This window comes from Streptomyces sp. NPDC006296 (genome assembly GCF_040613235.1).
Lineage (GTDB): Bacteria > Actinomycetota > Actinomycetes > Streptomycetales > Streptomycetaceae > Streptomyces.
Genome location: NZ_JBEXRT010000019.1, coordinates 75,401 through 97,380, shown reverse-complemented (window position 1 = coordinate 97,380; position 21,980 = coordinate 75,401). Strand labels below are relative to the sequence as shown.

Annotated in this window: 19 protein-coding genes and 1 riboswitch; of the genes, 11 read left to right on the top strand and 8 right to left on the bottom strand. The window is 72.3% G+C overall.

From position 1 onward, the window contains the following. Nucleotides 1–197: 197 nt before the first annotated feature. A riboswitch (TPP riboswitch) is annotated at nt 198–312 on the top strand. A 72-nt stretch (nt 313–384) separates the two neighbouring features. Genes ABZ172_RS15990 through ABZ172_RS15980 form a run of 3 tightly spaced genes read left to right on the top strand, consistent with a single transcriptional unit; the run spans nt 385 to nt 4,168 of the window. Further along, entirely contained in the window at nt 385–1,479 is a 1,095-nt protein-coding gene (locus ABZ172_RS15990; RefSeq protein ID WP_356884326.1) for a thiamine ABC transporter substrate-binding protein, read from the top strand. 35 nt (nt 1,480–1,514) lie between these two features. Continuing rightward, on the top strand, nt 1,515–3,128 hold the full coding sequence (locus ABZ172_RS15985; protein ID WP_356884325.1) for an iron ABC transporter permease: 1,614 nt from the start codon (nt 1,515–1,517) through the stop codon (nt 3,126–3,128). A 2-nt stretch (nt 3,129–3,130) separates the two neighbouring features. Further along, nucleotides 3,131–4,168, top strand: coding sequence for an ABC transporter ATP-binding protein (locus tag ABZ172_RS15980; RefSeq protein ID WP_356884324.1), 1,038 nt, complete (start codon nt 3,131–3,133; stop codon nt 4,166–4,168). A 163-nt stretch (nt 4,169–4,331) separates the two neighbouring features. Here ABZ172_RS15980 and ABZ172_RS15975 read toward each other — a convergent pair whose 3' ends face one another. The 5 genes from ABZ172_RS15975 to ABZ172_RS15955 form a co-directional block, all read right to left on the bottom strand. Then, complete coding sequence (locus ABZ172_RS15975) at nt 4,332–5,450, bottom strand: Rossmann fold nucleotide-binding protein (protein ID WP_356884323.1); 1,119 nt, start codon at nt 5,448–5,450, stop codon at nt 4,332–4,334. Nucleotides 5,451–5,484: 34 nt separating this feature from the next. Then, nucleotides 5,485–6,648 carry a hypothetical protein gene (locus tag ABZ172_RS15970; RefSeq protein WP_356884322.1) on the bottom strand — a complete coding sequence of 388 codons (1,164 nt, stop codon included), beginning with the start codon at nt 6,646–6,648 and terminating at the stop codon, nt 5,485–5,487. Beyond that, on the bottom strand, nt 6,630–7,367 hold the full coding sequence (locus ABZ172_RS15965; protein ID WP_356884321.1) for an ATP-binding cassette domain-containing protein: 738 nt from the start codon (nt 7,365–7,367) through the stop codon (nt 6,630–6,632). The genes ABZ172_RS15970 and ABZ172_RS15965 overlap by 19 nt, the downstream gene beginning before the upstream one ends. A 248-nt stretch (nt 7,368–7,615) precedes the next feature. Beyond that, nucleotides 7,616–8,995, bottom strand: a complete 1,380-nt coding sequence (locus ABZ172_RS15960) for an aspartate aminotransferase family protein (protein ID WP_356884320.1) — start codon at nt 8,993–8,995, stop codon at nt 7,616–7,618. Further along, a complete protein-coding gene (locus ABZ172_RS15955; RefSeq protein WP_356884319.1) occupies nt 8,980–9,471 on the bottom strand; it encodes an Lrp/AsnC family transcriptional regulator in 492 nt (163 codons plus the stop codon). The genes ABZ172_RS15960 and ABZ172_RS15955 overlap by 16 nt, the downstream gene beginning before the upstream one ends. Nucleotides 9,472–9,648: 177 nt before the next feature. On the opposite strand from ABZ172_RS15955, the gene ABZ172_RS15950 reads away from it, so the two are divergent. Further along, nucleotides 9,649–11,088, top strand: a complete 1,440-nt coding sequence (locus tag ABZ172_RS15950) for a gamma-aminobutyraldehyde dehydrogenase (RefSeq protein ID WP_356884318.1) — start codon at nt 9,649–9,651, stop codon at nt 11,086–11,088. Between the two features lie 112 nt (nt 11,089–11,200). Here ABZ172_RS15950 and ABZ172_RS15945 read toward each other — a convergent pair whose 3' ends face one another. Both ABZ172_RS15945 and ABZ172_RS15940 read right to left on the bottom strand, forming a co-directional pair. Continuing rightward, on the bottom strand, nt 11,201–11,908 hold the full coding sequence (locus tag ABZ172_RS15945) for a glycerophosphodiester phosphodiesterase (RefSeq protein WP_356884317.1): 708 nt from the start codon (nt 11,906–11,908) through the stop codon (nt 11,201–11,203). A 22-nt stretch (nt 11,909–11,930) separates the two neighbouring features. Then, nucleotides 11,931–12,965, bottom strand: a complete 1,035-nt coding sequence (locus ABZ172_RS15940; protein WP_356884316.1) for an adenosine deaminase — start codon at nt 12,963–12,965, stop codon at nt 11,931–11,933. A gap of 120 nt (nt 12,966–13,085) precedes the next feature. On the opposite strand from ABZ172_RS15940, the gene ABZ172_RS15935 reads away from it, so the two are divergent. After that, complete coding sequence (locus ABZ172_RS15935) at nt 13,086–13,781, top strand: DUF4190 domain-containing protein (RefSeq protein ID WP_356884315.1); 696 nt, start codon at nt 13,086–13,088, stop codon at nt 13,779–13,781. 140 nt (nt 13,782–13,921) lie between these two features. Here the strand turns inward: ABZ172_RS15935 and ABZ172_RS15930 are convergent, their stop codons facing one another. Next, nucleotides 13,922–14,476 carry an NADAR family protein gene (locus ABZ172_RS15930; RefSeq protein WP_356884314.1) on the bottom strand — a complete coding sequence of 185 codons (555 nt, stop codon included), beginning with the start codon at nt 14,474–14,476 and terminating at the stop codon, nt 13,922–13,924. Nucleotides 14,477–14,678: 202 nt separating this feature from the next. Between ABZ172_RS15930 and ABZ172_RS15925 the strand changes: the two genes are divergently transcribed. From ABZ172_RS15925 to ABZ172_RS15900, 6 genes are read left to right on the top strand one after another with little or no spacing between them, the layout of a single operon-like run. Then, nucleotides 14,679–16,193 carry a gamma-aminobutyraldehyde dehydrogenase gene (locus tag ABZ172_RS15925; protein WP_356884313.1) on the top strand — a complete coding sequence of 505 codons (1,515 nt, stop codon included), beginning with the start codon at nt 14,679–14,681 and terminating at the stop codon, nt 16,191–16,193. 47 nt (nt 16,194–16,240) lie between these two features. Next, entirely contained in the window at nt 16,241–17,488 is a 1,248-nt protein-coding gene (locus tag ABZ172_RS15920; RefSeq protein ID WP_356884311.1) for a spermidine/putrescine ABC transporter substrate-binding protein, read from the top strand. Nucleotides 17,489–17,538: 50 nt separating this feature from the next. After that, nucleotides 17,539–18,696: an ABC transporter ATP-binding protein gene (locus tag ABZ172_RS15915; protein WP_356884309.1), complete on the top strand. Its 1,158-nt coding sequence runs from the start codon at nt 17,539–17,541 to the stop codon at nt 18,694–18,696. Then, a complete protein-coding gene (locus ABZ172_RS15910) occupies nt 18,693–19,616 on the top strand; it encodes an ABC transporter permease (protein ID WP_356884307.1) in 924 nt (307 codons plus the stop codon). The genes ABZ172_RS15915 and ABZ172_RS15910 overlap by 4 nt, the downstream gene beginning before the upstream one ends. Next, nucleotides 19,616–20,419 (top strand): ABC transporter permease, encoded by an 804-nt coding sequence (locus ABZ172_RS15905; protein WP_356884305.1) that lies wholly within the window; start codon nt 19,616–19,618, stop codon nt 20,417–20,419. Before ABZ172_RS15910 ends, ABZ172_RS15905 begins: the two co-directional genes overlap by 1 nt. A gap of 17 nt (nt 20,420–20,436) precedes the next feature. Beyond that, nucleotides 20,437–21,852, top strand: coding sequence for an FAD-binding oxidoreductase (locus ABZ172_RS15900; RefSeq protein WP_356884303.1), 1,416 nt, complete (start codon nt 20,437–20,439; stop codon nt 21,850–21,852). Nucleotides 21,853–21,980 lie beyond the last annotated feature (128 nt).

Below are 21,980 nucleotides of genomic sequence, written 5' to 3'. Positions count from 1 at the left end.
GCCGCACAGCTAACCGTCCGGCCCACGTCCGGTGGCCCGAGCCCGGCGCCGCTCCGCCGGGATCCGTCGAGTCCCTGACGATCCCGCCGAACCCGTGGTGATCCGGCCCGAACCCGTGGGTGGTCCGGCCCGATCCCGTCGGGATCCGGCCGGTCCGGTGCGATCCGGCCGGTGTAGCCTGGCCCGGAAACAACTCCATATTCCGACAGGGGAGCGCCACAGCGCTGAGAGTGCGGCACCGAGAAGGTCGGCCGCAGACCCTCTGAACCTCGCCCGGGTCATTCCGGGTAGGAAGTTCGGACCTTACTCAAGCTGTTGCGCCCTGCCCGCTCACCGAGCGGGCGGGGCCGCGTCTCTTCCTGGTCATCTCCAGGAGGAATCATCATGAGGACCACCACGACCTGCGCCGCGACCGCGCTCGCCGCCGCGCTCGGTGTCACCGCGCTCACCGGCTGCGGAGGCTCCGGCGACGGGGCCTCCGGCGGCACGGGGGCCGGTTCCAAGACCGTCACCCTGGTCACCCACGACTCGTTCAACGTCTCGGACGCCGTCCTGAAGGCCTTCACCGAGGAGACCGGCTACACGGTCAAGGTGCTCAAGAGCGGCGATGCCGGTGCGGCGCTCAACCAGGAGATCCTGACCAAGGGTTCGCCCCGCGGCGACGTGTTCTTCGGCGTCGACAACACACTGCTCTCCCGCGCCCTCGACAACGGTCTGTTCACCCCGTACGAGGCGAAGGGCCTGGACCGCGTCGCGGCCGGCACCCGGCTCGACGCCGGGAAGAACCGGGTCACGCCCGTCGACACCGGCGACATCTGCGTCAACTACGACAAGAAGTACTTCGCCGACCGGAAGCTCGACCCGCCGAAGACCTTCGACGACCTGCTGAAGCCGGCCTACCGCAACCTTCTCGTCACCGAGAACGCCGCGACCTCCTCGCCCGGGCTCGGCTTCCTCCTCGGCACGGTCGCCGCCCACGGCGAGACCGGCTACCAGGACTACTGGAAGAAGCTGAAGGACAACGGCGTCAAGGTCGTCGACGGCTGGGAGCAGGCGTACAACGAGGAGTTCTCCGGCTCCGCGGGAGGCAGGAAGGCCAAGGCCGACCGTCCGCTCGTGGTCTCCTACGCCTCCAGCCCCCCGGTCGAGGTGCTCTACGCCGACCCGCGGCCCACCGAGGCCCCCACCGGGGTCGCCACCGGAACCTGCTTCCGCCAGATCGAGTTCGCCGGTCTGCTGGACGGTGCGAGGAACGCGGCGGGCGGCAAGGCGCTGCTGGACTTCCTCATCGGCGAGCGGTTCCAGGAGGACATGCCGCTGAACATGTTCGTGAACCCGGTGACCGCGGACGTGAAGCTGCCGGAGGTGTTCACGAGGTTCGGTGCGACCGTCGACGAGCCGGCGACCGTCGCCCCGGAGAAGATCGCCCAGAACCGTGAGCAGTGGGTCCGGTCGTGGTCCTCGCTCGTCGTGAAGTAGCCGCGCGGCGCGGGAACGCGACCCGGCTCGGCCTCATGGCCGTGCCCGTCGCGTTCTTCGCGCTGTTCTTCGCCTACCCGGTCGCCGCGATCGTCGGGCGGGGGCTGAAGGCGGACGGCGTCTGGCGGTTCGGCCGGATCGGTGCGGTGCTGAGCCGGCCGGACATCCTCGACGTCCTCCGGTTCACCACCTGGCAGGCCCTCGCCTCGACCGCGCTCACCCTCCTGGTCGCGCTGCCCGGTGCCTACGTCTTCGCCCGCTTCGCCTTCCCCGGCAAGCAGCTGCTGCGGGCCGTGGTGACCGTGCCCTTCGTCCTGCCGACCGTCGTGGTGGGCACGGCGTTCCTCGCCCTGCTGGGACGCGGCGGATTCCTCGACGAGCTCTGGGGGGTGCGGCTCGACACCACCGTGTGGGCGATTCTGCTCGCCCATGTGTTCTTCAACTACGCGGTCGTCGTGCGGACGGTGGGCGGACTCTGGTCCCAGCTCGACCCCCGGCAGGAGGAGGCCGCGCGGGTGCTCGGCGCCGGGCGCCTCGCCGCGTGGCGGCGCGTGACCCTGCCCGCGCTGGCCCCCGCGGTCGCCGCGGCGGCGCTGATGGTCTTCCTGTTCACCTTCACCTCGTTCGGGGTCGTCCAGATCCTCGGCGGTCCGGGCTACTCCACGCTGGAGGTGGAGATCTACCGGCAGACCGCCCAGCTCCTCGACCTGCCGACGGCCGCCGTGCTGACCCTGGTGCAGTTCGCCGCGGTCGGCGGGATCCTCGCCGTCCACGCGTGGACCGTACGGCGCCGCGAGACGGCGCTGCGGCTCGTCGACCCGGCGCAGACCGCACGGCCGCCCCGCGGGGCGGGGGAGCGGGCGCTGCTCGGCGGGGTGCTGCTCACCGTGCTGCTGCTCGTCCTGCTGCCCCTCGGCGTCCTCGTCGAGCGCTCCTTCGACACCTCCGAGGGCTACGGGGCCGCCTACTACCGCGCCCTGCAGTCCGCCGACGCGAACGGCTCCACCTTCCTGGTGCCGCCGCTCGACGCCATCGGGAACTCCCTGCGCTACGCCCTCGTCGCGACCCTCGTCGCCCTCGTGATCGGCGGACTCGCCGCGGCGGCGCTCACCCGGCGGGCCGGCCGGCTGGTGCGGGGCTTCGACGCCCTGCTGATGCTGCCGCTCGGCGTGTCCGCGGTGACCGTGGGGTTCGGCTTCCTGATCACCCTCGACCGGCCGCCGCTCGACCTGCGGACGTCGTGGATCCTCGTGCCGCTCGCCCAGGCCCTGGTGGGTGTCCCCTTCGTCGTGCGCACCATGCTGCCCGTCCTGCGCGCGGTCGACGAACGGCTGCGGCAGGCCGCCGCGGTGCTCGGCGCCTCGCCGCTCCGGGCCTGGCGCGAGGTGGACCTGCCGCTGGTGCGGCGGGCCGTGCTGGTGGCCGCCGGGTTCGCCTTCGCCGTGTCGCTCGGGGAGTTCGGGGCGACCGTGTTCATCGCGCGCCCCGACAACCCCACGCTGCCGGTCGCCGTCGCCCGGCTGCTGGGACGCTCCGGGGAGCTCAACTACGGCCAGGCGATGGCCCTCAGCACGATCCTGATGCTCGTCTGCGCGGTGTCGCTGCTCCTGCTCGAACGTATCCGCACCGACCGATCCGGGGAGTTCTAGAGATGCTGGCAGTGAAGTCGGCCACCGTCCGGTTCGGCGACCGGGCCGCCCTGGACGCCGTGGACCTGGAGGTCGCGGACCACGAGACCGTCTGCGTCCTGGGCCCGAGCGGCAGCGGCAAGTCGACGCTGCTGCGGGCCGTCGCCGGACTGCAGCCCCTGGACGGCGGGAGCGTGTTCCTGGACGGCGCCGACCAGGCGTCCCTGCCCGTGCACCGGCGCGGGCTGGGCCTGATGTTCCAGGACCACCAGCTCTTCCCGCACCGGGACGTCGGCGCCAACGTCGCCTTCGGGCTGCGGATGCACGGCGTCCCCCGCGCCGAGCGGGACCGCAGGGCCGGTGAACTCCTCGACCTGGTCGGCCTGCCGGGGGCCGGGCGGCGGGCCGTCGCCACCCTGTCCGGCGGCGAGCAGCAGCGGGTGGCGCTCGCCCGTGCCCTGGCGCCCCGTCCGAAGCTGCTGATGCTGGACGAGCCGCTGGGCCAGCTCGACCGGAGCCTGCGGGAACGTCTCGTCGTCGAACTGCGCACCCTCTTCGGCCGGCTCGGCACCACGGTGCTCGCCGTCACCCACGACCAGGGCGAGGCCTTCGCGCTCGCCGACCGGGTCGTGGTCATGCGCGACGGCCGGATCGCCCAGGCAGGCACCCCGCTGGAGGTGTGGCAGCGGCCCGCGTCCTCCTTCGTGGCCCGCTTCCTCGGCTTCGACAACCTGGTCGGCGCCACGGTCACCGGTACGGCCGCCGACACGGTCTGGGGCAAGGTGCCGGTGCCCGAGGGCTCGCCCCAGGGCGCGGCCGAGCTGCTGGTGCGGCCGGGCGGGGTGCGGATCACCGGGCCGGAGGACGGCCTGCGCTGCACGGTGGGCGCGCGGACCTTCCGCGGCCACCACGTCACCGTCACCCTGCACCCCGTCGACGGCCCGCCCCTCGACGCGGAGTGCGGGCTGCGGGACACCCCGGAGGAGGGTGCCGTCGTGGGCGTGACCTTCGACCCGGCGGAGACGGTGGTGCTGCCGCCGGCCCGGGAAGCACGCGGATAGCGGCCCGGCGACCGGCCGGCACCGGCGCTACCGTCTCCGCCGCGCGCCTCCCCGGACGCGGTCCACGGCCCCCGTGCCCCCGAGCGGTACGGAGCGGCCCGGGGCGGCCATAAGGCACCCGCCGACGCGCTCGACGCCCGCCCGTCCCGGGCACCGGGCGGGGTCAGCCCGTCAGCCGCGCGAGCGCCGGGGCCGCCTCCTCCACCGTGTCGACCAGCGCGATACGGGACTCCATCGGCCGGTCCGCCGCGAGCGCGCTCAGCAGCGGCCAGGCGGGGAGCTTCCGCGTCCAGTGCTCACGGCCGACGAGCACCATCGGGGTGGGTTCGCCACGCGACCCGTAGTAGTTCGGCGTCGCGTCGTCGAAGATCTCCTGCACGGTCCCGGCGGCGCCCGGCAGGAAGATCACACCTGCGGTCGAGCGGGCCAGCAGCCCGTCCTCGCGCAGGGCGTTGGTGAAGTACTTGGCGATGTGGTCCGCGAAGGCGTTCGGCGGCTCGTGGCCGTAGAACCACGTGGGGATCGCGACCGAGGCACCGCCCTCGGGCCAGCGCTCCCGTACCGCGAAGGCGGCTTTCGCCCAGTCGGTCACCGACGGATCGAACGACGGTGCCTCGGCGAGGAGTTCGCAGGCCTTCAGCAGCATCGCGTCGGAGTGCTCGGCCGCGTACGCGCCGAGGTTGGCTGCCTCCATGGCACCGGGGCCGCCGCCCGTCGCCACGGTCAGGCCGCTGCGGGTCAGTTCCCTGCCGAGCCGCGCCGCGCCCCGGAACGCCTCGGAACCGCGGGCCAGCGCGTGACCGCCCATCACCCCCACCACACGGGCCCCGACGAGGTGTTCGTCCAGGGCGTCGGACACGGCGTCGTCGTGGAGGGCCCGCAGCATCGAGGCGAACACGTCGCCGTCGGACCTGGTCCGCTGGAACCAGTCGTAGGCCCGGGCGTCCGGCGTCGCCTCGTAACCGCCCTCCGCCAGGCCCTCGTAGAGGGCGCCCGGGGTGTAGAGCAGCCCGCGGTACGGGTCGAAGGGGAGGCCGGGGACCGGCGGGAAGACGAAGGCCCCGTCCGCGCGTATCTTCTCCTCGGCGCGGGAACCCATGCGGCAGCCGAGGAAGACGGCCCCGCGGGTGTCGGTCGCGAGCAGTGCCTCGCCCCGGTCCGTCAGGTCGACGGACTGGACACGGTGGCCGACGAGCGTGCCGGCCGCCACTGCCTGGTCGAATGCGGCGAGCGTCTCGATCTCGACGCCGGGCGCGTAGGTGTTCTCATCCGGGATGTCCACGCCGTCATGCTACGGACCGGGCCGGCGGGGGATGTCACTCCGTCAGGGGCAGTGCGGCGAGCTCGGCGACCGCCCAGGTCAGCGGGGCGAAGACGGCCAGCAGGACCAGTGCCCGCAGTACGACGGCGGTGCGGAGCGCGGACGCCGGGGCGCCGAGCCGCAGCAGGGTCCCGGCCGTGCGGGCACGCGCCTGCCTGGCCTCCACCGCGGTGGTCAGCAGGGTCGCCGTGGTGCAGCCGAGGACGAGCACGGCGCCCAGCGCGGTGAGCGGGCCGAAGGGACGGGGGCCGCCGGTGTGGAGCACGGAGGCCGCGACCACCCCGGACAGCACCGCGCAGACGATCCCCAGCGGGCGGCCGATCCGGGTCGCCTCGTCCATCAGGACCCGGCCCGCCAGGAGGCGTACGGCGCCCGGGCGCACCGCCTGCAGCAGCCGGCCGCACAGATGGGTGAGGCCCGGTCCCGCCATGGCCAGGCCGATCGCGGTGAGGACCCACCCGGCGAGCACCGCCGCGGGGGTGGAGTCCAGCCGGCCCGGCAGCGGGAACGGGTTCCCCGACGAGCCGCGGCCGGCGTACGCCTCCACCGCGAGTCCGGCCGCGGTCAGCGCGACCCCCCAGGGCAGTCCCTTCGGTACCGGGGCGGGTTCCAGGTCCTCCTCGGCCTCCTGGGCCTCGGAGGCCGCGACGGGCCGGGACCGCACGGAGAGTCCGCCGGCCGTGGACGCGGCCAGGGGCACCAGGGCGAGCAGGGTGAGCGCCGCCGCCAGGGGCAGCGGGGTGCCCGCGCCCAGGAACTCGGCGGCGCCGCCGTCGAACGGCAGCCCGGTCAGGTCACCGCGCAGATGGAGGAAGAAGAGCAGCGCCACCGCCGATCCCAGGGTGGTGGACACCGCCGTCGAGATCGCCGCCAGCAGGGAGAGCCGGGCGGGCCCGAGACCGGCGGCGAACAGCCCGGGGCGCGGGCGGGTGCTCGGGTCCGTCCGCGCGACCGCCACCGCGAACTGCACGGTCGCGGCGAGCGGGACCGCGCACCACAGCAGCCGCAGTGCGGAGCTCGACGCGTGCGCCGGGTGGCCCGACGCGTACCCCAGGGTGCACAGCAGGAGGAAGCCCACTCCGGCCGACGCGGCGGCGAGGAGCAGCCGCCGCATCAGGACCAGGGGGTGCGAGCCGCGGGTCAGACGGAGAGCGAGCACGCCGAGCGGCCTTCCGTATCGGACGCGGCGGGCAGGGAGACGTTGGTGACGCGGCGGCCGTCCAGCATGCTGATCACCCGGTCGGCGAGCGCGGTGACCTCCGCGTCGTGGCTGGCGAGCACGACGGTGATCCCGTGCGAGCGGGCCGCCGTGGTCAGGGTGCGCAGGAGCTGGGCGCGCTCGGCGTGCCGCAGCGTCGCGGTGGGCTCGTCCGCGAAGATCACCGACGGTGCCGCGGCGAGCGCCCGCGCCACGGAGACGCGCTGGCGCTGCGACTGCAGGAGCGTGTGCGGCCGCTTCCGGGCGAGCGGGCCGATGTCCAGGCGCTCCAGCCACTCGACGGCGGCCTTCTTCGCCGCCCGGTGCGAGACGCCCCGCAGCAGCAGCGGCAGGGCGGCGTTCTCCCAGGTGCTGAGCTCGGGCACGAGCTGGGGCTCGGCCGCGATCCAGCCGAACCTGTCCCGGCGGAGCTGCTCGCGCAGCCGGGGACCCATGGTGTGCACGGGCACGCTGTTGAACCAGACCTCGCCCTGGTCGGGCACCAGCTGGCCCGAGAGGCAGTGCAGCAGGGTCGTCTTCCCGGACCCGCGCGGCCCGGTGACGCCGAGGACCTCACCGTCGCGGACACCGAGCGAGACACCGCCGAGCCCCGGCGATCCGTTGTGGGAGTGGTGCAGGGAACGTGCCCAGATCACGTCGTTGTCGGGCGGGACCGCCATGGCGTTCACCTCGGTTCGGATCGGATGCCCATTCCCCCGTACGGGGGAACGACTACAACGAAAAAAAGGCCGATCGGTCACTCGGCACGCTAGGCAGCCGGACCGGGGTGTCGGGACAGCACACGGCCCGGACGCATCCCTTCTCACTGGAACGGGTGCATCCGGGCCGTGCGGACCGTATGAAACGACTTCCGGACCGGTGTCCTCCGGCCGTCGGGGCGTCGGGGCGGTGTACGCCGGGGTGCCGGTCAGAGCTTCGTCCAGGCCTCCTTGAGGACGCCGCGCAGGATGCCCTCGATCTCGTCGAACGTCGACCGGTCGGAGATCAGCGGCGGTGCGAGCTGGACGACCGGGTCGCCGCGGTCGTCGGCCCGGCAGTAGAGGCCGTTCTCGTACAGGGCCTTGGAGAGGAAGCCGTACAGGACGCGCTCGGTCTCCTCCTCGGTGAACGTCTCCTTGGTCGCCTTGTCCTTGACCAGCTCGATGCCGTAGAAGAAGCCGTTGCCGCGGACGTCGCCGACGATCGGCAGGTCGTGCAGCTTCTGCAGCGTCGTCAGGAACGCGTTCTCGTGGTCCAGGACGTGCTGGTTCAGGCCCTCGCGCTCGAAGATGTCGAGGTTGGCGAGGCCGACCGCCGCGGAGACCGGGTGGCCGCCGAAGGTGTAGCCGTGCAGGAAGGTGTTGTCGCCCCGGTAGAACGGCTCGGCGAGCCGGTCGGAGACGATGCAGGCGCCGATGGGGGAGTAGCCCGAGGTCATGCCCTTGGCGCAGGTGATCATGTCCGGTACGTAACCGAACTTGTCGCAGGCGAACATCGTGCCGAGGCGGCCGAACGCGCAGATGACCTCGTCGGAGACGAGCAGCACGTCGTGCCGGTCGCAGATCTCGCGCACCCGCTGGAAGTAGCCGGGCGGCGGCGGGAAGCAGCCCCCCGCGTTCTGCACGGGCTCCAGGAAGACCGCGGCGACGGTCTCCGGGCCCTCGAAGAGGATCTGCTGCTCGATCTCGTCGGCGGCCCAGCGGCCGAAGGCCTCCGGGTCGTCCCCGAAGAGCGGGGCGCGGTAGATGTTGGTGTTGGCCGCCTTGTGCGCGCCGGGCACCAGCGGCTCGAACGGGGCCTTGAGCGCGGGCAGTCCGGTGATGGACAGGGCGCCCTGCGGGGTGCCGTGATAGGCGACGGCGCGCGAGATCACCTTGTACTTGGTCGGCTTGCCGGTCAGCTTGAAGTACTGCTTGGCCAGCTTCCAGGCGGTCTCGACCGCCTCGCCGCCACCGGTGGTGAAGAAGACCTTGTTGAGGTCGCCCGGGGCGTGGTGGGCGAGCCGCTCGGCCAGTTCGACGGCCTTGGGGTGGGCGTAGGACCACACCGGGAAGAAGGCCAGCTCCTGCGCCTGCTTGTACGCCGTCTCGGCGAGCTCGTGGCGGCCGTGACCGGCGTTGACCACGAAGAGCCCCGACAGGCCGTCCAGGTAGCGCTTGCCCCGGTCGTCGTAGATGTAGGTGCCCTCGCCCCGCACGATGGTGGGCACGGGCGCGTTCTCGTAGTCCGACATGCGGGTGAAGTGCATCCACAGGTGGTCGTACGCGGTGCGGCTGAGGTCCTTGCTCACGGCTATCGGGTTCCCCACATGTAGGTCTGCTTCTTGAGCTTGAGGTAGACGAAACTCTCGGTGGAGCGCACACCGGGCAGGGCCCGGATGCGTTTGTTGATCGTCTCCAGGAGGTGGTCGTCGTCCTCGCAGACGATCTCCACCATCAGGTCGAAGGAGCCCGCGGTCATCACCACGTATTCGCACTCGGCCATCGCGGAGAGGGCCTCGGCCACGGGGTCGAGATCGCCCTCGACGTTGATGCCGACCATCGCCTGGCGCATCAGTCCCACGGTGAGCGGGTCGGTGACGGCGACGATCTGCATCACGCCCTGGTCGAGCAGCTTCTGGACGCGCTGGCGTACGGCGGCCTCGGACAGGCCCACGGCCTTCCCGATCGCGGCGTACGGCCGGCGGCCGTCCTCCTGGAGCTGCTCGATGATCGCGAGGGAGACGGCGTCGACCGACGGCGACGACCCGCTCCCGTTCCTGGAGTCTGCGCTACGGCTGGCCACCACTCCACTGTGCACCGCTACTCGTCTGTCTGGCAAGCCTGGATCGATGAAATTCGTTGTCTGAGTGCCTGAATTTCACTGAATCCGAAGTTCACGGCGGTTGGGTATGTCGAAAGCGTCGCCCCACCGTCTAGGGTGGAAGTCTCACCCATCGGACAGTCGACAGGAGGGGTGGTTGTGACCACCGAGGTGCGCCGTCTGCGCAACTACATCAACGGAGAGTTCCGGGACGCCGCGGACGGGCGGACCATCGATGTGGTCAGCCCGGTGACGGAAGAGGTCTACGCGACCTCCCCCCTCTCGGGACAGGCCGACGTCGATGCCGCCATGGACGCCGCCGCGGCCGCGTTCCCCGCCTGGCGCGACGTCACGCCGGCCGAGCGCCAGAAGGCCCTGCTGAAGATCGCGGACGCCTTCGAGGAGCGCGCGGAGGACCTGATCGCGGCCGAGTCGGAGAACACCGGCAAGCCGCTTGAGCTCACCCGTACCGAAGAGATCCCGCCGATGGTGGACCAGATCCGCTTCTTCGCGGGAGCCGCCCGGCTGCTGGAGGGCCGCTCGGCCGGCGAGTACATGGAGGGCCTCACCTCCATCGTCCGCCGCGAGCCCGTGGGCGTGTGCGCCCAGGTCGCCCCGTGGAACTACCCGATGATGATGGCCGTGTGGAAGTTCGCCCCGGCCCTGGCCGCGGGCAACACCGTGGTCATCAAGCCGTCCGACACCACTCCGGCGTCGACCGTGCTCATCGCCGAGATCATCGGACAGATCCTTCCCGCGGGCGTCTTCAACGTCCTCTGCGGCGACCGGGACACCGGCCGTGCGATGGTCGAGCACCCGACGCCCGCGATGGCCTCCATCACCGGCTCGGTACGGGCCGGGATCCAGGTCGCGGAGTCCGCCGCCAAGGACGTCAAGCGGGTCCACCTGGAGCTCGGCGGCAAGGCCCCGGTCGTCGTGTTCGAGGACACCGACATCGAGAAGGCCGTCGAGGGGATCTCCGTCGCGGGATACTTCAACGCGGGCCAGGACTGCACGGCCGCCACCCGGGTCCTCGTCCACGAGTCGATCCACGACGCGTTCGTCACCGCGCTCGCCAAGGCCGCCGCCGAGACGAAGACCGGTCTGCCGGACGACGAGGACGTGCTCTACGGCCCGCTCAACAACGCCCGCCAGCTGGAGCAGGTCAGCGGCTTCATCGAGCGGCTCCCCGCCCACGCCAGGGTCGAGGCCGGCGGCCACCGCGTCGGCGACAAGGGCTACTTCTACGCCCCGACCGTCGTCTCCGGCCTCCGGCAGGACGACGAGATCGTCCAGCACGAGGTCTTCGGGCCCGTCATCACCGTCCAGTCCTTCACGGACGAGGCGCAGGCCGTGGAGTACGCCAACGGCGTCGAGTACGCCCTGGCCTCCTCGGTGTGGACCAAGGACCACGCCCGCGCCATGCGGATGTCCAAGAAGCTCGACTTCGGCTGTGTGTGGATCAACACCCACATCCCGCTCGTCGCCGAGATGCCGCACGGCGGGTTCAAGAAGTCCGGCTACGGCAAGGACCTCTCCGCGTACGGCTTCGAGGACTACACCCGCGTCAAGCACGTCATGACCTCGCTCGACGGCTGAGCGGCCACCCGCACCAGGACGGCCCCGGGCTCCTGCCCGGGGCCGTCCGCGTGCTCAGGGGCGGGCGGGGCTCATCCGCGCCCGGGTGCGGGGCGTGCGCCGCCGGCCCGGCTCATCCGGACGCCTCCGCCGCGGGGGAGCCGGCCAACTGCCGCCGGAGCGCGTCGATCCGGTTGCTGGTGAGGGAGTCGACGCCGTACGCCAGCAGCCGGCGCATGGTGCGCCGGGTGTCCACCGTCCAGGCGGAGACCAGCAGTCCGTCGGCGTGGACGCGGTCGGCCAGCTCGCGGCTCAGCAGCCCGAAGCGGTAGTTCAGCCAGCGCGGCCGCACCGCCGCGAGCAGCACGGCGCGCGGCGGTGCGAGGGTCGTCCAGGTCAGCGCGATCTCGGCGGACGGGTCGGCCGCTCGCACCTTCAGCATCGCGTGCGTGTCCGCGCAGTAGTACACCCGGTCCTGCGCCCCGCACTCCCGCACCACCCCGACGATCTCCCGGACGGACGCGTCCGTCGCGCCGGGCAGGTCGATCATGACCCGGCGGTCGCCGGCGGCCGACAGGGCCCGGTGCAGGGTGGGCACCCCGCCACCGGTCCGCTCCGCCAACTCCCGTTCGTCCAGCCGGTCGAGACGCACCTCATGGCCCCACAGGCGCTCCAGCGTCGCGTCGTGGAGCAGGACGGGCGTCCCGTCCCGGGTGACGCGGACGTCGATCTCGACCGCGTCCGCCCCCCGGTCCACGGCGGACCGGATCGAGGGGAGCGTGTTCTCACGGGCGCGGTAGGGATCGCCGCGGTGGGCCACGGCGGTGACGGTGGTGGTCATGAGGCCATTGTGACCGCTGGGGTCACCGCCCGGGAGCCCCCAGCCAGTTCGCCGTGTACGTGTCGATCTCGGCGCTCAGCGCGCGCTTCCCGGCCGGGTCCAGGAACGAGGCCTCCACGGCGTTCTTCGCCAGCCCGGCCAGGCCGCGCTCGTCGAGGCCGAGCAGCCGGGCCGCCACCCCGTACTCGTTGTTCAGGTCGGTCCCGAACATGGGCGGGTCGTCGCTGTTGATCGTGACGAGGACGCCCGCTTCGGCCATCTCCCTCACCGGGTGCCGGTCGAGGTCAGCGACCGCGCGGGTCGCGATGTTGGACGTCGGGCAGACCTCCAGGGGGATGCGGTGCTCGGCGAGGTGTGCCAGCAGCTCCGGGTCCTGGACGGAGCTGGTGCCGTGGCCGATGCGCTCGGCCCGCAGCGCCGTCAGCGCGTCCCAGACGGTCTGCGGACCCGTGGTCTCCCCGGCGTGCGGGACGGAGTGGAGCCCCTCCGCGAGGGCGCGGTCGAAGTAGGGCTTGAACTGCGGACGGTCCACACCGACCTCGGGCCCGCCGAGACCGAAGGACACCAGCCCCTCGGGCCGCAGGTCCACCGCGAGCCGGGTGGTCTCCTCGGCGGCCTCCAGTCCGGCCTCGCCCGGGATGTCGAAGCACCAGCGCAGCACCACCCCCAGCTCCGCCTCGGCGGCCTTGCGGGCGTCCTCTATGGCCTCCATGAAGCCCTGCTCCGGGATCCCCCGGCGCGTCGAGCTGAACGGCGTGACGGTCAGCTCCGCGTACCGGATGTTCTGCCGCGCCATGTCCCGGGCCACCTCGAAGGTCAGCAGCCGCACGTCCTCGGGGGTGCGGATCAGGTCCACCACCGAGAGGTAGACGTCGATGAAGTGCCCGAAGTCGGTGAAGGTGAAGAAGTCCGACAGGGCCTCCGGGTCCGTGGGGACCGCGGAGTCGGGGTGGTGGGCGGCCAGTTCGGCCACGATGCGGGGGGAGGCGGACCCGACGTGGTGCACGTGCAGCTCGGCCTTGGGCAGCCCCGCGATGAAGGGGTGCAGATCGTTCATCGGATACTCCCGGATCTCTGGATATTCGGTCGGGCACACCGGCCGCACCGGTCATCGTAGGCGGGGCCGTGCGGCCGGACACCGGCCCGTAGCATGGCGGGATAACGATGGGGGAGGCCCATGTCAGACAACACACAGCAGCCCGGGGGCGGGGGCGCGCCGCGCGATCCGTGGGCTCCGCCGGACCGCGGGGTCGAACTGGGCAAGCAGCCCGCGGACGCGGCTCCGCCCGCCGTCCACGACCAGCCGACGGTCACGTCGATGCCGGGCGCCGACTCCGGCACCGGACCGATACCCGGACCGCCCGGCGGCTTCGGCCCGCAGCAGCCCCCCGCGCCCCCGGTGGGGCCGAACGGTCCGGGGCAGCAGGACCCCTACGGCTACCCCGCCGCTCCGGCCGCGCCCGCCTACGGCTATCCGGCGGCCCCGCCCGCGCCCTCGGCGTCCTACGGCTACCCGGGATACCCCGGGTACGCCGGCCAGGCGCCCTGGGGTCCGGCGCCCGCGAACGGGCTCGGTATCGCCGCCCTGGTCCTCGGCATCATCGCGGTGGTCGGATTCTGCATGTGGGGGATGGGCATCATCCTGGGCGTGCTCGCCCTGATCTTCGGCATCATCGGCCGGGGCCGCGCCAAGCGGGGTGAGGCGACCAACGGCGGTATGGCACTCGCCGGGATCATCCTCGGTTCGGTCTCGATCGTGATCAGCGCCGTCTTCCTCGGCTTCCTGATCTGGGCCGTCGCCAACGACGAGTCGGGGAGCGACGACTACTACGACCCCTACGCCACGTCCCTGGTCGTCGGCGCCACGCGCTGACCCGGGACGGAGCACGGCGGCCGGCGACGGGCCCGCCCGGTCGGTGACCGGTCCGGTGCGGGGCCGTCCGGTGCGGGGCCGTCCGGTGCGGGGCCGTCCGGTGCGGGGCCGGGGACACGCGTCCCCGGCCCCGCACCGTGTCACTCCGCCCGCAGCACCGCCCGCGCCTCCATCAGCGCGAAGCCCAGCAGGTTGAGCCCGCGCCAGGACGCGGGATCCGCGGTGCGCGGGTCGTCCGCGGCGAGCCCGATGCCCCAGATCCGGTCCACCGGACTGGCCTCGACGAGCACGCGCTCACCGGTGCCCAGCAGATACGTCCGCAGCTCCGGGTCCTGTCCGAACTTGTGGACGTTGCCCGCGACGACCAGGGCGAACCGCTCCCGGCCCCACACCGCGTCGTCGAAGCCCCGCACCAGCCGCCCCGCCGTCTTCGCCGCCCCCGGGCCGCCCGCGGCCAGGGCCCGCGCCTCCGCCTCCGTGTCCCCGAAGAGCCGTGCCTTGCCGGCCATCATCCAGTGCTCCGCCGAGGCGTACGTCACCGCGCCGACCGTGAACGGCGCCGGCCACCACTGGCTGAGGCAGCTCGCCCCGAGCCGGCCGTCCCCGCGGGGCCGGTGCCCCCAGAACGGCAGGTACGTCACGCGCTCCCCGCGCGCCGTGCGCGCCAGGAGACCGTCCATGTGGTCCTGTCCCATGGCGGCTGAGTCTGGCATCCGCCACGGACCGCGCGTACAGGGATTTCCGCACACGCGAGACCCCGCGTCGACAGATTCCGTCGCGTAACCAAAAGGAAACAACGGAATCACTTGTTGGTCGAGGTGCCCTCTGTCAGGATCGGCACTCAATTCGAGAAGACACTACGCCGCCCCGCGCCAGGGGGCAGCGGAGGAGAGCGTCATGGGCAACGGTTTCCCGGTGCAGGACCGCTTCGCCGAGGGTGCGCAGTACATCGGCGGGGGCCTGCGCCCCGGCACGTCGGGACGCCACCAGGACGTGGTCGACCCGGCCACGGGCATGACGGTGCACCGCTACGAACTGGCGGGCACCGACGACGTCGACTCCGCGGTGGCCGCGGCCCGGGAGGCGTTCCCCGGCTGGTCGGGCCGCACCCCGGGCGAGCGCTCCGAGGCACTGCACCGCCTCGCCGCCGTCCTCGACGCGCAGTCCGCCGACCTCGCGTACGCCGAATCCCTGCAGTGCGGCAAGCCCCTCAAGCTCTCCGCCGGGTTCGACGTCCCCGGCACGGTCGACAACGCCTCGTTCTTCGCCGGGGCCGCCCGGCACCTCGAAGGCCGGTCGGCCGCCGAGTACAGCGGTGACCACACCTCCTGCGTGCGCCGCGAGGCCCTCGGGGTCATCGGGTCCGTCGCCCCCTGGAACTACCCGCTCCAGATGGCCGCCTGGAAGATCCTCCCGGCCGTCGCCGCCGGCAACACCGTCGTGCTGAAGCCCGCCGAGATCACACCGCTGACCTCGCTGATGTTCGCCCGGGCGGCCACCGAGGCCGGCATCCCCGACGGGGTGGTCAACATCGTGTCCGGCGCCGGCCGGGACGCGGGCGAGCGCCTCGTGAGCCACCCCGACGTGGCGATGACCTCGTTCACCGGATCCACCGCGGTCGGCCGGCGGGTCGCCGGACTCGCCACCGCCACCGTCAAGCGGCTGCACCTGGAACTCGGGGGCAAGGCGCCCTTCCTCGTCTTCGACGACGCGGATCTGGACGCCGCGGTCCACGGAGCGGTCGCCGCCGCCCTCATCAACACCGGCCAGGACTGCACGGCCGCCACCCGCGCCTATGTGCAGCGGCCCCTCCACGACGCGTTCGTCAGCGGGGTCGCGGCCCTGATGGAGAGCGTCCGGCTGGGCGACCCCTTCGACCCGTCGACCGACCTGGGGCCGCTGGTCAGCCACCGGCACCGCGACCGCGTCGCCGGGTTCGTCGACCGCGCACGCTCCTACGCCACCGTCGTCACCGGCGGCGAGGCCCCCGGCGGCGCGCTCGCCGACGGCGCCTACTACCGGCCGACGCTGATCACGGGCGCCGCCCAGGACAGCGAGGCCGTCCGAGAGGAGATCTTCGGCCCCGTCCTCGTGGTGCTGCCCTTCGACACCGACGACGAGGGGATCCGCCTCGCCAACGACACCCCCTACGGACTGGCCGCCTCCGCCTGGAGCACCGGCCTGTACCGGGCCAACCGCGCCACCCGCGAGCTGAGGGCGGGCTGCGTGTGGATCAACGACCACATCCCGATCATCAGCGAGATGCCGCACGGCGGATACCGGGCCAGTGGCTTCGGCAAGGACATGTCGGCGTACTCCTTCGAGGAGTACACGCAGGTCAAGCACGTCATGTACGACAACACCGCGGTGGCGAGGAAGGACTGGCACCGCACCGTCTTCGGGGACCGATAGCAGCGGCCGCCGCACGGCGGACCACCCACCCGGAAGGGCACACGCGCATGGAGCAGTACGAGCCCGAGCACCTGTCCGCGCCGCAGCGGGCCGCCGTGAGACGCAGCCTGCACGGCGGCAGGGGCGCCCTCACCCGCCGTTCCCTCCTCCGGGCGTCCGGCACGGCGGCCCTCGCGCTCGGCGGCCTCGGCGCGCTGAGCGCCTGCGGCATCCCGCCCGCCGGACGGGCGGGCGACGCCGCCGCCTCCGACGACCACTCGGCGCAGGAGAAGCGGATCGCCTTCTCCAACTGGACCGAGTACATGGACGTCGGCGAGGACGACCGAAGCCGCCCGACCCTGGACGCCTTCACGCGGCGCACCGGCATCGAGGTCGCGTACACCGAGGACATCAACGACAACGTCGAGTTCTTCGGGAAGATCAAGCCGCAGCTCGCGGCGGGGCAGGACACCGGCCGCGACCTCATCATCGTCACCGACTGGCTGGCCGCCCGGATCATCCGGCTCGGCTGGGCGCAGAAGCTCGACCAGGCGAACCTGCCGCACGCCTTCGCGAACCTGTCGGCCCAGTTCCGCACCCCCGACTGGGACCCGGGACGCGCCTACTCCTACCCGTGGACCGGCATCCCCACGGTCATCGCCTACAACGAGAAGGCCACCGGCGGCCGGAAGGTCGACTCCGTCACCCAGCTCCTCGACGATCCCCGGCTCAAGGGCAAGGTCTCGTTCCTCTCCGAGATGCGCGACTCGGTCGGCCTGACCCTCCTCGACCTGGGCAAGGACCCCGCGTCGTTCACCGACGCGGACTTCGACGCGGCCGTCGGCCGGCTCCAGAAGGGCGTCGACACCCGGCAGATACGCCGCTTCACCGGCAACGACTACACCGCGGACCTCAGCAAGGGCGACATCGCGGCCTGCGTGGCCTGGGCCGGCGACATCATCCAGCTCCAGGCCGACAACCCGGCGGTCAAGTTCTCCATCCCGTCGGCCGGCTACATCACCTCCAGCGACAACATGCTGATCCCGGCCGGGGCGCGGCACAGGACCAACGCCGAGAAGCTCATGGACTACTACTACGAGCCCCCGGTGGCGGCCCGCCTCGCCGCCTACATCAACTACGTCTGCCCGGTGGACGGGGTCGCCGGTGAACTCGCGAAGATCGACGCGTCGATGGCGTCCAACACGCTGATCCTCCCCGGCCGGGAGATGGCCGCAAAGTCCCACTCCTTCCGCTCCCTCAGCGCCGAGGAGGAGACGGCGTACGAGGAGAAGTTCGCCCGGCTCATCGGCGCCTGACCGGCCCCTCCCCTCCCGCACCTCCCCCGACACCCCTGGGACCGCGACCCATGACACAGCAGCAGACCGAGGGCGGCGACGTCCGTCTCACCGGCATCAGCAAGACCTACGGCTCCTTCACCGCAGTCCACCCCCTCGACCTGACCGTCCCGCAGGGCTCCTTCTTCGCCCTGCTCGGTGCGTCCGGCTGCGGCAAGACCACCACCCTGCGCATGATCGCGGGCCTGGAGGAGGCCACCACCGGCACGGTCGCGCTCGGCGGGGCCGACATCACGGGTCTGCCGCCCCACAAACGCCCCGTCAACACCGTGTTCCAGAGCTACGCGCTCTTCCCGCACCTCGACGTCAGCGAGAACGTCGCCTTCGGGCTGCGCCGCCGGGGCGTCCGGTCCGTGGGCCGGCAGGTCGGCGAGATGCTGGACCTCGTCCAGCTCGGCGACTTCGCCCGGCGCAGACCCCACCAGCTCTCCGGCGGGCAGCAGCAGCGCGTCGCCGTGGCCCGCGCGCTCATCAACCACCCCCGGGTCCTCCTCCTCGACGAGCCCCTGGGCGCCCTCGACCTCAAGCTGCGCCGCCGGATGCAGCTCGAACTCAAGCGGATCCAGACCGAGGTCGGGATCACGTTCATCCACGTCACCCACGACCAGGAGGAGGCCATGACGATGGCCGACACCGTCGCGGTGATGAACGGCGGCCGGGTCGAACAGCTCGGCGCCCCCGCCGACCTGTACGAGAACCCCCGGACCACCTTCGTGGCGAACTTCCTCGGCACCTCCAACCTCATCGAGGGGCAGATCGTGTCCGCGGGGGCGGACGTCGTGGTCGCGGCCGGCGGCGGACGGCTCGCCCTGCCCGGCGGGCGCTGCTCCTCCCCGGCCCGGAGCGGGGACAAGCTCCTCGTGGGCGTCCGCCCCGAGAAGATCTCCCTGACCCGCGCCGAGGACGCGGACCGGATACCCGACGGCCGCAACCGGATCACCGGCCGGATCACCGACTCCAGCTTCATCGGCGTCTGTACGCAGTACGTCGTCGAGGGCCCGGCCGGTGCGGCCCTCCAGGTCTACGAGCAGAACATCGAGCGCGACAGCCGGCTGGTGCCGGGCGCCGACGTGGTCCTGCACTGGAGCCCCGGGCACACCTTCGGACTCGACGCGGCCCAGTCCATCACCGCGGGCGCCGGCGCGGACGGCCCGGGAGCGGCGGCATGAGCGCCACCGAGACGCCACCGGCGCACCCCGCGAAGGCCGAGGTCCGCAAGCCGTCCGCCCGCAGGCGCCTCGTGCCCTACTGGCTCCTGCTGCCCGGCATCCTGTGGCTGCTCGTCTTCTTCGCGCTGCCGATGGTCTACCAGGCGTCGACCTCGGTGCAGACCGGCTCCCTGGAACAGGGCTTCGAGGTCACCTGGCACGTCCGGACGTACTGGGACGCCCTCACCGAGTACTACCCGCAGTTCGTCCGGTCCCTCCTCTACGCGGGGACCGCGACCCTCCTGTGCCTGCTGCTCGGCTACCCGCTCGCGTACCTGATCGCCTTCAGGGCCGGACGCTGGCGCACCCTGGTGCTCGTCCTGGTCGTCGCCCCGTTCTTCACCAGTTTCCTGATCCGGACGCTGGCCTGGAAGACGATCCTCGCGGACGGCGGCGCGGTCGTGGAGGCGCTGAACGCCCTGCACGTCCTCGATGTCACCGCCTGGCTCGGCTGGACCGAGAACAACCGGGTCCTGGCCACCCCCATGGCCGTCGTCTGCGGTCTGACGTACAACTTCCTGCCGTTCATGATCCTGCCGCTCTACACCTCGCTGGAACGCATCGACGGCCGGCTGCACGAGGCGGCGGGCGACCTGTACGCCACGCCCGCGACCACGTTCCGCACGGTGACGCTCCCGCTGTCGATGCCCGGGGTCGTCTCCGGCACGCTGCTGACGTTCATCCCGGCGAGCGGCGACTACGTCAACGCGGAACTGCTCGGCTCCACCGACACCAAGATGGTCGGCAGCGTCATCCAGACCCAGTTCCTGCGGGTCCTGGACTACCCCACGGCGGCCGCGCTCTCGTTCATCCTCATGGCGGTCGTCCTGCTCGTGGTCACCGTCTACATCCGCCGCTCCGGCACGGAGGACCTGGTCTGATGCCCGTACTCCGATGGATCCGCCGGAACCTGGTCGTGCTCGCCGGACTGCTGACCCTCGCGTACATGATCCTGCCGAACGCCGTCGTGATGGTGTTCTCCTTCAACCGGCCGAAGGGGCGCTTCAACTACGCCTGGCAGGAGTTCTCCCTGGACGCCTGGAAGGACCCCTGCGGCGTCGCGGACCTCTGCGGCTCGCTCTCCCTCTCGCTGCGCATCGCCTTCTGGGCGACCCTCGGCGCGACCGCCCTGGGCACGATGATCGCCTTCGCCCTGGTCCGCTACCGCTTCCGGGCCCGCGGCGCGGTCAACTCCCTGATCTTCCTGCCGATGGCGATGCCCGAGGTCGTCATGGCGGCCTCGCTGCTCACCCTGTTCCTCAACATGGGCGCACGGCTGGGCTTCTGGACCGTGCTGATCGCGCACGTCATGTTCTGCCTCAGCTTCGTGGTGACCGCCGTCAAGGCGCGGGTGATGTCGATGGACCCGCGGCTGGAGGAGGCCGCCCGCGACCTGTACGCGGGCCCCGTGCAGACGTTCGTCCGGGTGACCCTGCCGATCGCCGCCCCGGGGATCGCCGCGGGGGCGCTGCTCGCCTTCGCGCTCTCCTTCGACGACTTCATCATCACCAACTTCAACGCGGGCTCCACCGTGACCTTCCCGATGTTCGTCTGGGGATCGGCCCAGCGGGGCACGCCCGTGCAGATCAACGTCATCGGCACGGCGATGTTCGTCATCGCGGTGGCGGTGGTCCTCGCCGGTCAGTTCGTCGCGCACCGGCGCCGGAGCGACGCGGCACGGTAGAACCCGAAGGAGAGACCATGGCCCCCGACGCCACGCGCACGGCCGCACGATCGCTCGCGGACGCGCGGCCCCTGTCCTACTGGCTCGACGACCCGGGAAGGCCCGCGGCCCGTCCCGCGCTGACCGGTGACGAACACTGCGACCTGCTGGTCGTCGGCGGCGGCTACAGCGGACTGTGGACCGCGCTGATCGCGAAGGAGCGCGACCCCGGGCGCGACGTCGTCCTCATCGAGGGCGACGAGGCGGGCTGGGCCGCCTCCGGCCGCAACGGCGGGTTCTGCGCGGCCTCGCTGACCCACGGCCTGGCCAACGGCCTGGAGCGCTGGCCCGGTGACATCCGGAGGCTGGAGGCGCTGGGCGCGCGCAACCTCGACGCCGTCGAGGAGGCCGTCACCCGCCACTCCCTCGACTGCGACTTCGAGCGCACCGGCGAGATCGACGTCGCCACCCAGCCCCACCAGCTCGACGAACTGCGGGCATGGCACCGCAGGACGGAGGAACTCGGCCTCGGGGGGCTGGAGTTCCTGGACCGGGACCAGGTGCGCGCCGAGGTCGACTCGCCGCTCTTCCTCGGCGGGCTGCTGGACCGGCACGGCGTCGCCCTGCTCCATCCGGCGAAGCTCGCCTGGGGCCTGAAGGCGGCCTGCCTCCGCCTCGGCGTACGGATCTACGAGCACACCCGCGGTCTCGCCCTCGCCCGGTCGGGCGCCGGCACGGCGGTGCGCACGCCCTACGGCAGGGTCTTCGCCCGCCACGTGGCGCTCGGCACGAACGTGTTCCCGTCGCTGGTGCGACGGGTGCGCCCGTACACGGTCCCGGTCTACGACTACGCGCTGATGACGGAGCCCCTCGGTCCGGAGCAGCTGGCCTCGGTCGGCTGGCGCAACCGGCAGGGACTGGGGGACAGCGCCCATCAGTTCCACTACTTCCGGCTCTCCGCGGACAACCGGATCCTGTGGGGCGGCTACGACGCCGTGTACCCGTACGGCGGGCGGCTCGACCCCGCGCTGGACCAGCGCCCGGAGACCTTCCTGAAACTCGCCGGGCAGTTCGCCGCGTACTTCCCCCAGCTGTCCGGGGTGCGCTTCACCCACGCCTGGGGCGGCGCGATCGACACCTGCTCCCGGTTCTCCGCCTTCTTCGGCACGGCCCGCGGCGGACGGGTCGCGTACGCCGCCGGGTACACCGGACTGGGCGTCGGCGCCACCCGCTTCGGCGCCGAGGTCATGCTCGACCTGCTGGCCGGCCGGGAGACCGAGCGGACCGCGCTCGCCCTGGTGCGCTCGAAACCGCTGCCCTTCCCGCCCGAACCCCTCGCCTGGACGGGGATCGAGCTGACCAAGCGGTCCCTCGCCCGCGCCGACCGCGACGGCGGCCGCCGCGACCTGTGGCTGCGGACCATGGACCGGTTGGGACTCGGTTTCGACAGCTGATCGCCGGGCCGCCGCCCGGAGCCGGCGCCCCGGACCGCCCGGAGTGACCCGGGTCACGTACGGCCGGCCGCCGGAACCGCGTCATGATCCGGGTCCCGCCCGCTCTCTCCCGTGACCGCACCGGCAGG

Bases quoted from the DNA above. Each gene is read 5' to 3' on its own strand.
- ABZ172_RS15985 (WP_356884325.1), top strand. From the start codon at position 1,515: ATGGCCGTGCCCGTCGCGTTCTTCGCGCTGTTCTTCGCCTACCCGGTC.
- ABZ172_RS15990 (WP_356884326.1), top strand. From the start codon at position 385: ATGAGGACCACCACGACCTGCGCCGCGACCGCGCTCGCCGCCGCGCTC.
- ABZ172_RS15915 (WP_356884309.1), top strand. From the start codon at position 17,539: ATGACACAGCAGCAGACCGAGGGCGGCGACGTCCGTCTCACCGGCATC.
- ABZ172_RS15905 (WP_356884305.1), top strand. From the start codon at position 19,616: ATGCCCGTACTCCGATGGATCCGCCGGAACCTGGTCGTGCTCGCCGGA.
- ABZ172_RS15900 (WP_356884303.1), top strand. From the start codon at position 20,437: ATGGCCCCCGACGCCACGCGCACGGCCGCACGATCGCTCGCGGACGCG.
- ABZ172_RS15910 (WP_356884307.1), top strand. From the start codon at position 18,693: ATGAGCGCCACCGAGACGCCACCGGCGCACCCCGCGAAGGCCGAGGTC.
- ABZ172_RS15965 (WP_356884321.1), bottom strand. From the start codon at position 7,367: ATGGCGGTCCCGCCCGACAACGACGTGATCTGGGCACGTTCCCTGCAC.
- ABZ172_RS15935 (WP_356884315.1), top strand. From the start codon at position 13,086: ATGTCAGACAACACACAGCAGCCCGGGGGCGGGGGCGCGCCGCGCGAT.
- ABZ172_RS15940 (WP_356884316.1), bottom strand. From the start codon at position 12,965: ATGAACGATCTGCACCCCTTCATCGCGGGGCTGCCCAAGGCCGAGCTG.
- ABZ172_RS15920 (WP_356884311.1), top strand. From the start codon at position 16,241: ATGGAGCAGTACGAGCCCGAGCACCTGTCCGCGCCGCAGCGGGCCGCC.
- ABZ172_RS15980 (WP_356884324.1), top strand. From the start codon at position 3,131: ATGCTGGCAGTGAAGTCGGCCACCGTCCGGTTCGGCGACCGGGCCGCC.
- ABZ172_RS15930 (WP_356884314.1), bottom strand. From the start codon at position 14,476: ATGGGACAGGACCACATGGACGGTCTCCTGGCGCGCACGGCGCGCGGG.
- ABZ172_RS15945 (WP_356884317.1), bottom strand. From the start codon at position 11,908: ATGACCACCACCGTCACCGCCGTGGCCCACCGCGGCGATCCCTACCGC.
- ABZ172_RS15925 (WP_356884313.1), top strand. From the start codon at position 14,679: ATGGGCAACGGTTTCCCGGTGCAGGACCGCTTCGCCGAGGGTGCGCAG.